Origin of the sequence: Burkholderia ubonensis (genome assembly GCF_902833085.1) — a bacterium.
GTDB lineage: Bacteria > Pseudomonadota > Gammaproteobacteria > Burkholderiales > Burkholderiaceae > Burkholderia > Burkholderia ubonensis.
This window is the reverse complement of record NZ_CADFEB010000010.1, coordinates 15,879-30,566: the sequence shown is the minus strand read 5'-3', so window position 1 is coordinate 30,566 and position 14,688 is coordinate 15,879. Positions and strand designations below refer to the sequence as shown.

The window sequence follows — 14,688 nt, the reverse complement described above, 5'->3', positions numbered from 1 at the left end:
GTTCGGGGCGGCCCGTTGCAACTGGTGCGCACGCGGCGTGCGCGCCGTCACACGGAGGAACGCATGGCGAAACAACCGTCGCTCGACGATTACCGGGTGCCGTACCACACGCGCGAGAAGGACGCGGCAGCGTTCTCGCTCGGCACATACGATCCGTCCGCGAAGCCGTTCTCGTCGGGTGCGAAGGAAGCCGACCGCGAACGGCTGTCGGCTGTGTCGATGGAGCTCGACGTGCAGCAGGAGCGGCTGCACACGCAGCAGAAGAAGCGCGTACTGCTGGTGCTGCAGGGGATGGACACGAGCGGCAAGGACGGCACCGTGCGCGCGGTGTTCCGCGAAGTCGACCCGCTCGGCCTGCGCGTCGTGTCGTTCAAGGCGCCGACGCCGCTCGAGGCCGCGCACGATTTCCTGTGGCGCGTGCATGCGCAGGTGCCGGCGGCCGGCGAGCTCGCGATCTTCAACCGCAGCCATTACGAGGACGTGCTCGTGCCGCGCGTGCTGGGCGCGATCGACGAGAAGGAGTGCGAGCGCCGCTACCGGCAGATCCGCGACTTCGAGACGATGCTCGTCGAAAACGGCACGACGGTCGTCAAGTGCTTCCTGCACATCTCGAAGGACGAACAGCGCGACCGGCTGCAGGCGCGTATCGACGACCCGGTCAAGCACTGGAAATTCGACATCTCGGATCTCGATGCGCGCAAGCACTGGGATGCGTACCAGGACGCGTACCGCGACGCGCTCGCCGCGACGTCGGCCGAGCATGCGCCGTGGTACGTGATTCCGGCGAACTCGAAGACGCACCGCAACGTGATGATCGCCGAGCTGCTGCTACGCACGCTGACCGACATGAAGCTGGAATTCCCGCCGGCCAAGCCCGAGCTGGAAGGCGTGAAGATCCGGTAAGCAGGCGCTACGATACGAACGAATATTGAACGGAAACCCGACATGATGCGAGTGATTACCGCCAACCTGAACGGCATCCGCTCCGCCGCGAAGAAAGGCTTCTTCGAATGGCTCGGCGAGCAGAACGCCGATTGCGTGTGCGTGCAGGAGATCAAGGTGTCGGCCGACGACCTGCCGGCCGAATTCGTCGAGCCGCACGGCCTCAGGAGCTATTTCCATCACGCCGAGAAGAAGGGCTACAGCGGCGCGGGGCTGTACAGCCGCCACGAGCCCGATGACGTGATCATCGGCTTCGGCAGCAGCGAATTCGATTCCGAGGGGCGCTACGTCGAGGCCCGCTACGGCAAGCTGTCGGTCGTGTCGGTGTACGTGCCGTCCGGCTCGAGCGGCGACGAGCGGCAGCAGGCGAAGTACCGCTTCATGGACGAATTCATGCCGCACCTCGCCGAGCTGAAGAAGAAGCGCGAAGTGATCCTGTGCGGCGACGTGAACATCGTCCACAAGGAAATCGACATCAAGAACTGGAAGAGCAACCAGAAGAATTCCGGCTGCCTGCCGGAAGAGCGCGCGTGGCTCACGCAGCTGTTCGACGACGTCGGCTACGTGGACGTGTTCCGCACGCTCGATCCGCGTCCCGAGCAGTACACGTGGTGGAGCAACCGCGGCCAGGCGTATGCGAAGAACGTCGGGTGGCGGATCGACTACCAGATCGCGACGCCGGGCGTGGCCGGCACCGCGAAAAGCACGTCGATCTTCAAGGACATCAAGTTCAGCGATCATGCGCCGCTGACGGTGGATTACGACTACAAGAAGTGACGCGCGCCGCGCGTGGCGCGGGCGCCGGATGCAAAACGGGCTGCGAAATGCAGCCCGTTTTGTTTGTCGCCTGCTGCTTACGCCTTGATCGACGCCATATCGATCACGAACCGATACTTCACGTCGCTCTTCAGCATCCGCTCGTAAGCTGCATTGATCTGCTGCATCGGAATCGTTTCGATATCCGACGTGATCCCGTGCTCCGCGCAGAAATCGAGCATTTCCTGCGTCTGCGCGATCCCGCCGATCAGCGAGCCGGCCAGGCGGCGCCGCTTGAAGATCAGGTTGAACACCTGCGGCGACGGGTGGTCGTGCTCGGGCGCGCCGACCAGCGTCATCGTGCCGTCGCGCTTCAGCAGGTGCAGGAACGGGTTCAGGTCGTGCTGCGCGGCGACCGTGTTCAGGATGAAGTCGAAGCTGTTCAGGTGCGCGCTCATCTGCGCTTCGTCCTTCGAGATCACCACTTCGTGCGCGCCGAGCCGCTTGCCGTCCTCGACCTTCGACGGCGACGTCGTGAACAGCACGACCTGCGCACCCATCGCGCGCGCGAGCTTCACGCCCATATGGCCGAGGCCGCCCAGGCCGACGATGCCGACCTTCTTGCCCGGGCCGACGTTCCACTGGCGCAGCGGCGAATACGTGGTGATGCCCGCGCACAGGAGCGGCGCCGCGCCGGCCGGATCGAGCGTATCCGGCACACGCAGCACGAACGCCTCGTCGACGACGATCTGCGTCGAATAGCCGCCGTACGTCACGTCGCCGCTCACGCGGTCGCGGCCGTTGTAGGTGCCGACGAAGCCGTTCTCGCAATACTGCTCGAGCCCTTCCGCGCAGCTCGGGCAGGTCCGGCACGAATCGACGAGACAGCCGACGCCGACCAGCTCGCCGACCTTGAAGCGCGACACCTGCGGGCCGGTCGCGCTCACGCGGCCGACGATTTCATGGCCCGGCACGACCGGGTAGATCGTGTTCCGCCATTCGTTGCGCGCCTGATGCAGATCGGAGTGGCAGACGCCGCAATAAAGAATCTCGATCTGCACGTCGAGGTCGCGCAGCGCACGCGGCTGGAATTCGAACGGGGCAAGCGGCGACTGGGCGTCGGTCGCTGCAAAGGCATAGGTTGTGCTCATGCGGGGCTCCTTGTTCGGCAAAAGTCACTGCCGTCGCGCCATATGGCGGCGCGGCGAGACAGGACGCCATCGTACGGAGCGCCGCGTCGGCGCGAAATACCTGAAGGTCTCGAAGATTTGCCTATTTCTCTCGAAGTGCGGCCAATACCCCGCTAAAACAGCGCCAAAGTGCTACATTGCAAGCCTGTTTCTCTTGCCGTCCAGGATTGCGCCGATGAGCTTCCAGCCCCTTTTTGCCGATGCCGGCGACCGTGTGCAGCGCCGCATGATCGACCTGCTCGCGCGTCTCGCGCCGAACGAGGGCTTTACGCATGCGGATATGGAAGGCGTGCGCTTCATCCGCGCGAACCGGCCGGTGCCGCGCATGCCGGTGCTGTACGAGCCGAGCATCGTCGTCGTCTGCCAGGGGCGCAAGCACGGCTATCTCGGCGATCAGTCATTCATCTACGACGCGCAGCAATATCTGGTGCTGTCGGTGCCGCTGCCGTTCGAATGCGAGACGTTCGCGAGCGAGGACGAGCCGTTTCTCGCGATCTCGGTCCGCGTCGATCTCGCGGTGATCGCGGAACTGGCGATCCTGCTCGACGAAACCCGCGGCGTTGCCGTCAGCGAGCCGCGCGGCGTGTATTCGACCCCGCTCGACGCGCCGCTCGCGGACGCGGTGCTGCGCCTGCTCGAAGCGCTCGCGTCGCCGCACGACACGCGTGTGCTCGGGCCGTCGATCATGCGCGAGATCGCGTACCGCGTGCTGACCGGCGCGCAGGGCGACGCGATCCGCGCGGCGCTCGTGCAGCAGCATCAGTTCGGCCGCATCGCGAAGGCGCTGCGCCGCATTCACGCGGACCTGACCGGCGACCTCGATGTCGATACGCTCGCGCGCGAGGCCGGCATGAGCGTCGCGGTGTTCCATGCGCAGTTCAAGAGCGTCACCGCGACGTCGCCGATGCAGTACGTCAAGACGACGCGCCTGCATCAGGCGCGGCTGATGATGGTGCAGGACGGCATCGGCGCGGGCACGGCGGCGGCGCGGGTCGGCTACGCGAGCGCGTCGCAGTTCAGCCGCGAGTTCAAGCGATTGTTCGGCCGCAGCCCCGGTGACGAGGTGCGCTGGATGCGCGAGATGGGCAGCCGCACGATCGGCGGCGGGGCGGTCATCGACTACTGGACGGATGAGCGACAGGTCGGCGCGTAACGCGGCCGGCGAGATCGGGCTGGCGGGTGTCGGCGCGCGGCGCACGCCGCGCCATCCGCTCAGCGCCGCGAGACCTTGCGCCGCTGCGCGCTGATTCCCGCGTAGTCGGGCAGCGCGTCGACGCGCTTGGCCATAGCTTTCGCATACAGCGGCAGCAGGTCAGGCAGGCGATTCAGCAGGTCCTGGCGGCGCGCGGCGTCGTACGGGTGCGTGTAGATGAAGCCCGATTCCCTGTTCGCGCGCGTCGCAGCGGCCAGCTTGTCCCACAGCGTGATTGCGGCGCGCGGGTCGAAGCCGGCGCGGGCGGCGATGTCGCCGCCGATCACGTCGGCCTCGGTTTCGTCGGTCGGGTCGTAGCGCAGCGTCTGCAGACGCGCGTCGAGGTTAAGCGGCTGCGGCAGAGGATCGCCGACGCCGAACAGCGGCGGCAGCGCCGCCGCGCGCAGCGACGTTTGCGACGTATCGCTGAAGCTGCTGCGCGCGTGCTCGCGCAGCGCATGCGCGATGCCGTGCGCAAGCAGCACGCCGAGCTCGTCGTCGTTCAGGCGGACGCGGTCGAGCATCCCGCCATAGACGAGGATCTTGCCGCCGGGCAGGCACGATACGCGGATGTCGCGCGAACGGACCGCGTTGACGTCCCACGCCCACGTCTTGACCCGGTCGTTCCATTTCACCGAATACGGCGCGAGTTTCGCGACGATTGCGCGCAGGCGCTTCACGCGCGGCTGGTTAGCGGGGAGCAGGCGATTGTTCTGCGCCGCCGCCTGCACGATCTGCGCGTATTCGTTCGCGGTCAGCTGCTCGAGGAGCGGCGACGGAATCAGCGTGCGGAACGCCACCGCATTGCCGAAGCGCACTTGCTGCGGCGTCGGCGTGTAGGCTTTCGCGGACGCGGCGGCGCCTTGCGGCTGCGCCGGCTCGGCGGTCGCGGACGGGGTGGACGACGGCGCGGGCGCGGCCGGCGGCGCCGAGCCGGGCGCCGCCGCGGAACCCGCGGAACCGGTGTCGCCTGCGTGCGCGCCGAGCGCCGCGATGCCGACGCTCAGCGATGCGGCCAGGTGCGCGATGCGGCGCAAGCGGTCACTGCGCACGGGTCGCCTCGCCATTGCGCGCGTCGCCGCGCCACGGCGCGATCTTGAACAGCAGCATCATGCCGGGGATGGCGAGCGCGGTGCACATCAGGAAGTAGTCGAACCAGCCGGTCTTCGCGACGATGAAGCCGCTCGCCGCGGACGCGAGCGTGCGCGGCACCGACGCGAGGCTCGTGAACAGCGCGAACTGCGTCGCGGTATAGCGCGGGTCGGTCGTGCTCGCGATGTATGCGACGAAGGCGGCCATCGTCAGGCCGGTCGTGAAGGTTTCAAAGCCGTAGACGAGCGCGAGCGCCACCGTCATCGGGCTGAGCTGCGGCGTGACCTCGATGCCGACGACCGACAGCACCGACGCGATCGCGTGGCTCGCGGCGACCGTGAAGTCGTAGAGCGTCGCGAGCACCGCCGAGCCGGGGCCGACCTGCGCGAGCCACGCGAAGCCGAGCGTCGACACCATCTGCAGCGCACCGAAGATCCACAGCCCGCGGCCGATGCCGATCTTCACGAGCCAGACGCCGCCGATGATCCCGCCGGCGACGCTCGCGACGAGCGCGGTAGTTTTCGCGACGATGCCGATTTCCGTGCGCGAGAAGCCGATGTCCAGGAAGAACGACGTCGACAGCGTCGTCGCCATCGTGTCGCCGATCTTGAACAGGAAGATGAACGCGATCACGAGCAGCGCGCCGGCCCAGCCGTCGCGCAGGATGAATTCCCGGAACGGCAGCACGATCGCGTCGCGCAGGTTGCGCGGCGGCGCGCCGACCACTTCCGGCTCGCGCACGAGCAGCGTCATCACGATGCCCGGCAGCATGAACGCGCCGGTGATCGCGAACACGACGTCCCACGGCAGGTGATCGGACAGGATCAGCGCCAGCGAGCCGGGGATCAGCGCGGCGAGCTTGTACGCGTTCACGTGCACCGCGTTGCCGAGGCCCTGCTCGGTGTCGCGCAGCAACTCGCGGCGATACGCGTCGATCACGATGTCCGCGCTCGCGCCAAAGAACGCGACGAGCGTGGTGAGCGCGGCGACCGTCCAGATCGAATCGCGCGGCGACACGAAGCCGAGCGCGGCGATCGCGCCCGCGACGAGCAACTGCGTGAGCAGCATCCAGCCGCGCCGGCGCCCGGGCCGCCAGCCGGGCAGGCGCGGGAGATAGCGGTCCATCAGCGGCGCCCACAGGAACTTCCACGTATACGGGAACTGGATCAGCGCGAACAGGCCGATTTCCTTCAGGTTCACGCCTTCCGAGCGCAGCCATGCCTGCACGAGGTAGACGAGCGTGAAGAGGGGCAGACCGGACGTGAAGCCGAGAAACACGCAGATCAGCATGTGCGTGTTCAGGAATGCTCGCCAGCCGGGGTGATCCTCGTGAGCGGTGAGTGCGGTCGCCTCGTGTGGCGTTTTCGACATGGGAATGGAACTGGGTAGCGTTGACGTTATGGCGGCGGCAGCGCGCGGCAGCCGCCCGCGTGGCTGCGGGCCGGGCCAACCGGCCGTGCCTGACCGTGACCGGCCGTGCCGCCCGTCAACGGCGCTCCGGCTCAGCTGCGCTTGACGCGATAGACAGCAAGACTACCACGCCAGTTCGCTCCCCATCGAATCGGCTGCCCTTCGTGCAGCACGACGCGGTCGAGGATCGTGACGCCGACCTCGGGCGCGAGCGCCTCGAAATCCTTGATCGTCAGCACGCGGACGTTCGGCGTGTTGTGCCACTGGTAAGGCAGCGACTTCGACACCGGCATCCGGCCGCGCAGCACCGACAGCCGGTGCGCCCAGTAGCCGAAATTCGGAAACGACACGATGCATTCGCGGCCGACGCGCGCGGTCTCGCGCAGGATCGCGGCGGTCTGGTGGATCGTCTGCAGCGTCTGCGACAGGATCGCGATATCGAAGCTGTGGTCCTCGAACAGGCGCAGGCCGTCCTCGAGGTTCTGCTGGATCACGTTGATGCCGTTCTTCGCGCTCGCGAGCACGCCCGCGTCGTTCAGTTCGATGCCGTAGCCGGAGACGTCCAGTTCCTCCGTCAGCAGCGCCAGCAGCGAGCCGTCGCCGCAGCCGAGATCGAGCACGGTCGAGCGCGGCTCGACCCAGCGGGCGATCGTGCGGAAGTCCGCGCGCGCGGACAGGGAGTTCAGCGCCTGCTGGTTCATGCACCCACCTCGTTGGCGATTCGTTCGTAATACGCGCGGATCAGGTTGTGATAGCGCGCGTCGTCGAGCAGGAACGCGTCGTGGCCGTGCGGCGCGTCGATCTCCGCGTAGCTCACGGTGCGCTTGTTGTCGAGCAGCGCCTTCACGATCTCGCGCGAGCGCGCGGGTGCGAAGCGCCAGTCGGTCGAGAAGCTCGCGATCAGGTATTTCGCCTTGGTGTGCGCGAGCGCGGCCGTCAGGTTGCCGTCGAACGCCTTGGCCGGATCGAAGTAGTCGAGCGCGCGCGTGATCAGCAGGTAGGTGTTCGCGTCGAAGTAGTCGGCGAACTTGTCGCCCTGGTAGCGCAGGTACGACTCGACCTCGAACTCGACGTCGAAGCTGAAGTTGTACGCGTCGAGCGCGCCGTCGGCGCGGCGCAGCGCGCGGCCGAATTTCTCGGCCATGTCGTCGTCGGAGAGATACGTGATGTGGCCGATCATCCGCGCGACGCGCAGGCCGCGCTTCGGCTTCACGCCGTGCGCGTAGTAATCGCCGCCGTGGAAATCCGGGTCGGACAGGATCGCCGAGCGCGCGACCTCGTTGAACGCGATGTTCTGCGCGGACAGCTTCGGCGTCGACGCGATGTCGATGCAGTGCGCGACGCGCTCCGGATACATCAGGCTCCAAGCGAGCGCCTGCATCCCGCCGAGGCTGCCGCCCATCACCGCGGCGAAGCGCTCGATGCCGAACGCATCGGCGACGCGCGCCTGCGCGTGCACCCAGTCCTCGACCGTGACGACCGGAAAGCGCGCACCGTACGGTTGGCCGTTCGACGGATCGATGCTCATCGGGCCGGTCGAGCCGAAGCACGAGCCGAGGTTGTTCACGCCGATCACGAAGAAGCGGTTGGTGTCGAGCGGCTTGCCCGGCCCCACCATGTTGTCCCACCAGCCGGTGCTGCGCGGATCGTCCGCGTAGACGCCGGCGACGTGATGCGACGCGTTGAGCGCGTGGCAGACGAGCACCGCGTTCGAGCGCGCGGCGTTGAGCTCGCCGTACGTCTCGACGACGAGCTGATAGTTGCCGATCACGCTGCCGCTTTGCAAGCGCAGCGGTTCGGCGAAGTGCATGGTCTGTGGAGCGACGATGCCGATCGATTCCATTCGTTCCGCCTTATGCCATATGACTGGGCGGCTAAACGGTGTCGGCGATGCGCGGAGTCGGAGATGCGCGGCTGACGACCTCTTTAGCCGCATTTGTAGTGAACCGCCGGGACGAAGACAAATCAAGGCCCCGGCTGGTTCGCGCGCCCGCAATCGAGTCAGCAAATCGGCGCGTCGTGCAGACCGGCCGCCCGTGGAGGGCCGGCTGCTGGCGTCAAGTATAGCGGAAATCCGTCGGGCGGCGAATCCGTCGGGCGGTGCGTGCGGGACTGCCGGGCCGGTACAGATGGGGAGGCTGTTGCTGGCGGCTGGAACGTCGTGCGAAGAGGCGCAGGCAGTTTTCCTTTTCATGATCACCTGCCTCTATCAGGTGAAAAGGAAATCGTTACATCGAATTAACAAATGTTGAGTGAATTGTTAATTGGAGGAATTGAAAGTTCGTTATTCGGGCGAATCAGGTGCGCTTATCTCGGATTTGCCGTATGCGGGAGACAAGAGTTCTTTCAAATTTGAACTTGTCCTATATCTCCGAGGAAATAGTGTCGCTAGCATTTCTCCCGGGTTCAACTGAACGAGATAAGCGCGGCATGCATGGGCGGTGCGGCGTCTCGCGGACCTGGCCGACGAGGTCGGCGTACTTTTTATTCGAGTAGGAGAGTCAAGTGAGCAAGAAAGCATTGAGTATTTTTACTGCGGCACTGCTGGGTTCGATGGCGGCATCGACCGCATTCGCGCAGACGGCCGTTACGCAAGGCAAGGTGACGTTCGACGGCGAGTTGACCACGAGCACGTGTTCGATCAAGGCGGGGGACCAGGACAAGAAAGTGATTCTGCCGAAGGTCTCGACGGTCGATCTGGCGAAGCGTGGCGATACGATCGGCTCGACGTCGTTCGATATCACCGCGACGAATTGCGCGACTGACGTGAACAAGGTCGCTGCCCACTTCGAGATGACCAACATGGATCCGGATACCGGCAACCTCAAGAACCTGCTCGAGGGTGATGGGGCGGCAAAGAACGTCGTCGTGCAACTGGTGAACAGCGACGGTACGGGGATTCGGGCGGGTTCGACCGGCCGGTACTACGACGTGACGGGTACGGGCACCGACCGTGGCGCGACGATGTACTACGGCGGCCAGTACTTCGCGACCGGCCAGACCACCGCGGGTAAGGTGAATTCCTTCGCGCGCTTCACGCTCGCCTATCAGTGATCCCGAGTCGCAAGTAGTCCGCAAGCGGGCTCCGGAGGCTTCGCTGCGAAGCCTCCGGAGTGCGCGCGACGATCGATCAAGGAGGTTTGCGTGAGGTCATGGAAATGGAAGGGCATCACGGCCGCTTTTGCGTTGGGCATGGCGGCGCTGTCGGCCCAGGCGGCGATCGTGATAACGGGTACGCGGGTCGTGTACCCGGAGCAGAGTCGCGAAGTCAATGTGCGGTTGACGAACATCGAGACGGCGCCCGTGCTGGTGCAGTCGTGGATCGACGACGGTGATTCGGATGCCAATCCCGATCAGATCAAGGTGCCGTTCGTGCTGACGCCGCCGGTGTTTCGCGTCGAGCCGAAAAAGGGGCAGACGTTGCGCATCATGTACACGGGCACGAATCTGCCGGCTGATCGCGAGTCGCTGTTCTGGCTCAACGTGCAGGAAATTCCTCCGCAGCCGACGAATGCCGAAGACACGAATCTGCTGCAGCTTGCCTTTCGCACGCGCATCAAGCTGTTTTTCCGGCCGGCCGCGCTTCAGGACGGGCCTTCGGGTGAGTTGCTGAAGTGGAGGGTCGTGCACGACGGCAAAGGGCAGAGCGTCCTGCGCGTCGACAATCCGTCGCCCTATTACGTGTCGTTCAGCCATGTGGCATTGAAGGCCGGTGACAAGGAAATCCAGTTCGACCCGTCCATGGTGGCGCCGTTCGGCCATGTGTCGTTTACGCAGCAGCCGGGTACGCGTAGCACGCTCGCGCGAGGCGCGATTTCTTACAAGCTACTCAACGATTACGGCGCGGAGGTGGCAGGTTCGGCCACAGCTGAATAACCAGCCGACTGTGTCGGAAACGATGAGGATCGAAGAGTGGTTCGAGCAGCAAAAAATATCGTGCTTGACGGTGTTCACGATGTCGATCTGAGCGTCTTTCGCCGCCGGCGGGTGGCTTTGGCGGTCAGTCTGGCGTTTGGCATGGGCTTGCTTGGCGACGACGTTTGCGCGGCAGAGCTGGACTGGCTCGATGCCGAGCAACAGGCGGGTGCCGAGCCGGTGCTGCACATGGCGGCCCGCGCGACGACGGAGCCGGCGATGTACATGGCGGCTCGCGCGACGACGGAGCCGGCGATGTACATGGCGGCTCGCGCGACGACGGAGCCGGTGATGCACGTGGCGGCTCGCGCGACGACGGAGCCGGTGATGCACGTGGCGGCTCGTACGGCGATGGATCCCACTGTGGTGGCGTTCAACCCCCGGCTGTTCGCCGGCAGTGGCGTCGATCTGTCGCGTTTCGCGAAGGGTAATCCGGTCGAGCCAGGCAATTACGCTGTCGACGTGAGCGTCAACGGCAAAGGACGCGGGCGTCACGACGTGCTGTTCCGCGCGGTGCCCGGCAGCGACGTCGCCATGCCATGCTTCTCGCTCGAGATGCTGAAGCAGTTCGGTGTCGACGGCGACAAGGTCGCGAGCCGGCTTCAGCAACCGAAGCCGGAAAGCGATGACGGCGCCCCGGCCGCGCATGAGTCGGGGCCGGACGTCTGCCTGGCGCTCCGCGAAACGATACCCGACGCGACGTATACGTTCGATAGCGCGGATCTGAAGCTCGATCTGACGATTCCGCAGACCGAGATGAGCAAGACGGCCCAAGGCTACGTCGATCCGTCGCGCTGGGACGAGGGGATCAACGTCGGGCTGCTGCAGTACAACGTCAACGGGTACACGAGCGAGAGCAACTTTTACGGGCACAACTTCAGCAGCCTGTATACCGGCTTGCAGTCGGGCGTGAATGTCGGTCCGTGGCGTTTTCGCCACCGATCGACGCTGAACTGGGCGAGCCGCGGGCAGGGCGTATCCTGGCGTAGTCTCGAAACCTTCGTTCAGCGGGACATCACGGCGCTGCGCAGCCAGATCGTGCTCGGCGACAGCTTCACGAGCGGCGATATCTTCGATTCCTTCAGCGTGCGCGGTGCCCAGTTGTCGAGCGACGACCGCATGCTGCCGAATTCGCTGCAGGCCTATGCGCCGACGATCCGCGGCGTTGCGGACACCAATGCGCGGGTGGTCGTGCGGCAGGGCGGCAACACGGTCTATGAAGAGACCGTTTCACCGGGGCCGTTCGAGTTCAACGATCTGCCCGCCACCGGCTACGGCGGTGACCTCGAGGTGACGGTTACCGAATCGGACGGGCGCGTGCGGCGCTTCTCGGTGCCGTTCGCCGCCGTTCCGCAACTGTTGCGGCCCGGTCGGCACCGCTTCAATGTCACTGTCGGGCAGTACCGGGACGGTTTTTCCGATGTGAAGCCGTGGGTCGCCCAGTTGACTTACCAGCGCGGCATCACGAACCTCGTCACCGCCTATGCCGGTGTGTTGTCGTCGGCCGGCTATGGTTCCGGCCTGTTCGGCTTGGCGTTCAATACGCCGGTCGGCGCATTTGCCTTCGACGTCACGTCCGCCCACACGAGTGTGCCCGGTCGGAGCACGTACCATGGCGTCAGCTCCCGTGTGACCTACAGCAAGATGATGACGTCGACCGGAACCAATTTTTCGGTGGCCGCGTACCGCTATTCGACGTCGAACTTCTTCAATCTCCAGGACGCGGTGAATGCGCGCAAAGATTGGAATGGTTCAATTGGTCAGTATAACTATCGGGCTCGTACGCGCTTTCAGGTTAACGTCAACCAGCGCCTGGGCGATCGCAGTGCGATCTACATTACCGGTAGTTCGCAGGACTACTGGGGAGGCGAGCGGGGGCGGGATCTGCAGTTTCAGGTCGGCTTCAACAGCACATTCCGGCGCATGTCGTATTCGGTGTATGCGCAGCGCGCCCGTAACGGCGGCGACCGGACGGTCACCCAGGTCGGCATCAACCTGACGATTCCGCTCGGCAAGCAGACGTCTACGCGGAGCAGCATCTTCAATTCGTTGACCACCTCGGCTTCGCGCGATTCGCGTGGCAACAGCGCCGTTCAGATGGATCTGTCCGGCAGCAAGGGAACCATTGCGCCGTTCAGCTACGGGGTCAACGCATCACGCATCGTCGGCGACGGCGACCGTCTCTCTTCGCTCGGCGGCTATGGTACTTACCGGTCGTCTGTCGGCACCTACAGAGCGAACGCATCGCTCAGCAACCGGATGCGTCAGGCGTCGTTCGGCGCGAACGGTGCGATGCTCATGCATCGAGGAGGGGTCACGCTGAGCCCGCCGCTTGGTCAGGCGGCGGCGCTGATCGAAGCGAAGGGCGCGACGGGCGGACAGATCGTCAACGGGCAAGGGGCATCGATCGATCGTTTCGGCTATGCGGTGATTCCTTCGCTTACGCCGTATCGCGTCAACACGGTCGAGATCGACCCGTCCCGTCTCCCCGACGACGTCGAACTCGGGAACACGAGCGAGGAAGTCGTGCCACGCAACAACTCGGTCGTATTCGTGAAGATGAGCACGGTGCGCGGCCGGCCGGTGTTCGCGGCGATGGAAAAACAGGACGGCTCGCCGCTACCGATGGGTACCCAGTTGTTCGATGGTGCGGGAAAGTCGATCGGCGGCGTCGGCCAGGGCGGCATGGCATTCCTGCGCGGGCTGGAAGGCTCCGGCGAACTGACCGCAAAGTGGGGAATCGGGGCCGCCAACCAGTGCAGTTTGCCCTATGTGGTGCCTGCCGTACCGGCGGGCGCGGAGAAGGTCAAGATGGCGACGCGCGTGCGATTACGCTGCAGCACGACGGCGATGCAATGACGCGCCTGCATCAAAGTGAGGCAGAGCTAATGGACAGAACGATACGAACGCTTGCATCGAAGTGGATCGGGTGCATCGCATTGGGTGCCGCGGCCGCGATGTTCGCGTGGCCGGGGGGCGTCGCGTGGGGGGCTGGCAATCCCACCGTCACGATCAAGTTTCAGGGATCCTATAACTCGGTGACATGCACGGTCGTTGGCGGCCAGGAAAACCAGTTGGTGACGTTGCCGAGGATTTCCACGTCATCACTGACGTCGGCGGGGCAGACTGCGGGCTCCACGGCGTTCACCATTCCGTTGCGCTGCGACGGCAGCATCCAGGCGGTCCGCGTCTACTTTCAGCGGGGCGCCACGACGAACGCGAACGGCAATCTCGACGTCGAGGACCCGAACGATCCGGCAAGCGCGAAGGGGGTCCAGATCCAGTTGTTGAACGGTGACGGATCGCCGATTCAGGTGGGCAACGCCGCGACGATGACGACGGTGAACCTGGATGCATCGACCACGACGCCTGTTCCGTTTGGTGCCCGGTATTACGCGACCGACGCGACGACTGCCGGCAAGGTGCGCACGTATGCGACCTTCGTGATCCAAATGCCGTGACGGCACTCCGCCGACACGCTTTCCCGTTTTCCAGATGAAATTCGATAGTTCAGGCGCAGCGTTGCGTGCGTCGCTTCAAGAGACCGTGCTTCATATCGCGTTGCTTGTGCAGGGCGCGTCGATACCGGAAATCCACGTGTGGCGTGCGCGTTGCATCGGGCTCGTCGAGCGGCTCGATCAGGCGATGCGCGACGACGGTTGCGCAAGCGACGTCGTGCGCGACGTCGGCATCGCGCAATGCGCGCTGCTGGACGAGGTGACGTTGCGCCATCTGCCGGCGGGCAGGCGGGACGAATGGATGCGCGAGACGATGCTGTTCCGTTTTCATCGTGTGAGCAGCGGCGCGGACCGGATTCGGGCGCGAATCGAGGCGCTGCTGAACGAGTCGCGTTCGGAGCCGCAATTGCAGGACATGTATGCGACGCTGCTCGATCTCTGGCTGCCGCTCGAACACGACGCTTATCGGCAGCATGTCGGCGCGGCGCGTCCCGTGGCGTCGCCGCTCGACCCGGACGCGGCCGATGCGGCGGGCGAACCGCAGACGCAGCGTGCTGTTGCCGCGGTCGCGACGCGCGCGTGGCCGCCACTTCGCCGGATGCTGCCTGCGGCGGTGCTGCTGGCGGCCGTATGGATCGGATGCGACGTCTCGTTGCAGCGTGCGGTGGAGCGCTTGCCCGACACGGGGCCGAGCATTGCGCAGAACGGCGGGGAGGCGCGGCCGTGAACATTC

At 65.3% G+C, this 14,688-nt stretch carries 13 protein-coding genes; 8 read left to right on the top strand and 5 right to left on the bottom strand.

Features of this window, described 5'->3' with window-relative positions; all coding sequences use genetic code 11:
- Positions 1-63: 63 nt before the first annotated feature.
- Both HWX31_RS26395 and HWX31_RS26390 read left to right on the top strand, forming a co-directional pair.
- Positions 64-903, top strand: a complete 840-nt coding sequence (locus HWX31_RS26395) for a polyphosphate kinase 2 family protein (protein WP_174961922.1) — start codon at positions 64-66, stop codon at positions 901-903.
- Positions 904-945: 42 nt separating this feature from the next.
- A complete protein-coding gene (locus HWX31_RS26390; protein WP_059966347.1) occupies positions 946-1,719 on the top strand; it encodes an exodeoxyribonuclease III in 774 nt (257 codons plus the stop codon).
- Positions 1,720-1,796: 77 nt separating this feature from the next.
- Here HWX31_RS26390 and HWX31_RS26385 read toward each other — a convergent pair whose 3' ends face one another.
- Complete coding sequence (locus HWX31_RS26385; RefSeq protein WP_059616460.1) at positions 1,797-2,849, bottom strand: NAD(P)-dependent alcohol dehydrogenase; 1,053 nt, start codon at positions 2,847-2,849, stop codon at positions 1,797-1,799.
- Between the two features lie 214 nt (positions 2,850-3,063).
- On the opposite strand from HWX31_RS26385, the gene HWX31_RS26380 reads away from it, so the two are divergent.
- A complete protein-coding gene (locus tag HWX31_RS26380; RefSeq protein WP_059616458.1) occupies positions 3,064-4,041 on the top strand; it encodes an AraC family transcriptional regulator in 978 nt (325 codons plus the stop codon).
- A gap of 59 nt (positions 4,042-4,100) precedes the next feature.
- Here the strand turns inward: HWX31_RS26380 and HWX31_RS26375 are convergent, their stop codons facing one another.
- From HWX31_RS26375 to metX, 4 genes are all read right to left on the bottom strand, one after another.
- The gene (locus HWX31_RS26375; RefSeq protein ID WP_175933984.1) at positions 4,101-5,132 is read right to left on the bottom strand and encodes a M48 family metallopeptidase; all 1,032 of its coding nucleotides are present in this window, start codon (positions 5,130-5,132) and stop codon (positions 4,101-4,103) included.
- The gene (locus tag HWX31_RS26370; RefSeq protein WP_174964443.1) at positions 5,122-6,543 is read right to left on the bottom strand and encodes an AmpG family muropeptide MFS transporter; all 1,422 of its coding nucleotides are present in this window, start codon (positions 6,541-6,543) and stop codon (positions 5,122-5,124) included. Before HWX31_RS26370 ends, HWX31_RS26375 begins: the two co-directional genes overlap by 11 nt.
- Positions 6,544-6,674: 131 nt before the next feature.
- Entirely contained in the window at positions 6,675-7,283 is a 609-nt protein-coding gene (metW, locus tag HWX31_RS26365) for a methionine biosynthesis protein MetW (protein WP_059611926.1), read from the bottom strand.
- Positions 7,280-8,425: a homoserine O-succinyltransferase MetX gene (gene metX / locus HWX31_RS26360; protein ID WP_174964442.1), complete on the bottom strand. Its 1,146-nt coding sequence runs from the start codon at positions 8,423-8,425 to the stop codon at positions 7,280-7,282. The genes metW and metX overlap by 4 nt, the downstream gene beginning before the upstream one ends.
- 662 nt (positions 8,426-9,087) lie before the next feature.
- Here metX and HWX31_RS26355 point away from each other — a divergent pair.
- The 5 genes from HWX31_RS26355 to HWX31_RS26335 all read left to right on the top strand — a co-directional run bounded on the left by HWX31_RS26355 (position 9,088) and on the right by HWX31_RS26335 (position 14,682).
- Complete coding sequence (locus HWX31_RS26355) at positions 9,088-9,636, top strand: fimbrial protein (protein ID WP_174964441.1); 549 nt, start codon at positions 9,088-9,090, stop codon at positions 9,634-9,636.
- A gap of 90 nt (positions 9,637-9,726) precedes the next feature.
- Positions 9,727-10,458, top strand: a complete 732-nt coding sequence (locus HWX31_RS26350) for a fimbria/pilus periplasmic chaperone (RefSeq protein ID WP_415493788.1) — start codon at positions 9,727-9,729, stop codon at positions 10,456-10,458.
- Between the two features lie 36 nt (positions 10,459-10,494).
- Positions 10,495-13,356 (top strand): fimbria/pilus outer membrane usher protein, encoded by a 2,862-nt coding sequence (locus HWX31_RS26345; RefSeq protein ID WP_415493786.1) that lies wholly within the window; start codon positions 10,495-10,497, stop codon positions 13,354-13,356.
- 29 nt (positions 13,357-13,385) lie between these two features.
- A complete protein-coding gene (locus tag HWX31_RS26340) occupies positions 13,386-13,958 on the top strand; it encodes a fimbrial protein (protein WP_174964448.1) in 573 nt (190 codons plus the stop codon).
- A gap of 34 nt (positions 13,959-13,992) precedes the next feature.
- A complete protein-coding gene (locus HWX31_RS26335) occupies positions 13,993-14,682 on the top strand; it encodes a DotU family type IV/VI secretion system protein (RefSeq protein WP_174964440.1) in 690 nt (229 codons plus the stop codon).
- Positions 14,683-14,688 lie beyond the last annotated feature (6 nt).

Excerpts from the sequence above, each read along its gene's own strand:
- HWX31_RS26395 (WP_174961922.1), top strand. The coding sequence starts at position 64 with ATGGCGAAACAACCGTCGCTCGACGATTACCGGGTGCCGTACCACACG.
- HWX31_RS26390 (WP_059966347.1), top strand. The coding sequence starts at position 946 with ATGATGCGAGTGATTACCGCCAACCTGAACGGCATCCGCTCCGCCGCG.
- HWX31_RS26385 (WP_059616460.1), bottom strand. The coding sequence starts at position 2,849 with ATGAGCACAACCTATGCCTTTGCAGCGACCGACGCCCAGTCGCCGCTT.
- HWX31_RS26380 (WP_059616458.1), top strand. The coding sequence starts at position 3,064 with ATGAGCTTCCAGCCCCTTTTTGCCGATGCCGGCGACCGTGTGCAGCGC.
- HWX31_RS26370 (WP_174964443.1), bottom strand. The coding sequence starts at position 6,543 with ATGTCGAAAACGCCACACGAGGCGACCGCACTCACCGCTCACGAGGAT.
- metW (WP_059611926.1), bottom strand. The coding sequence starts at position 7,283 with ATGAACCAGCAGGCGCTGAACTCCCTGTCCGCGCGCGCGGACTTCCGC.
- metX (WP_174964442.1), bottom strand. The coding sequence starts at position 8,425 with ATGGAATCGATCGGCATCGTCGCTCCACAGACCATGCACTTCGCCGAA.
- HWX31_RS26340 (WP_174964448.1), top strand. The coding sequence starts at position 13,386 with ATGGACAGAACGATACGAACGCTTGCATCGAAGTGGATCGGGTGCATC.
- HWX31_RS26335 (WP_174964440.1), top strand. The coding sequence starts at position 13,993 with ATGAAATTCGATAGTTCAGGCGCAGCGTTGCGTGCGTCGCTTCAAGAG.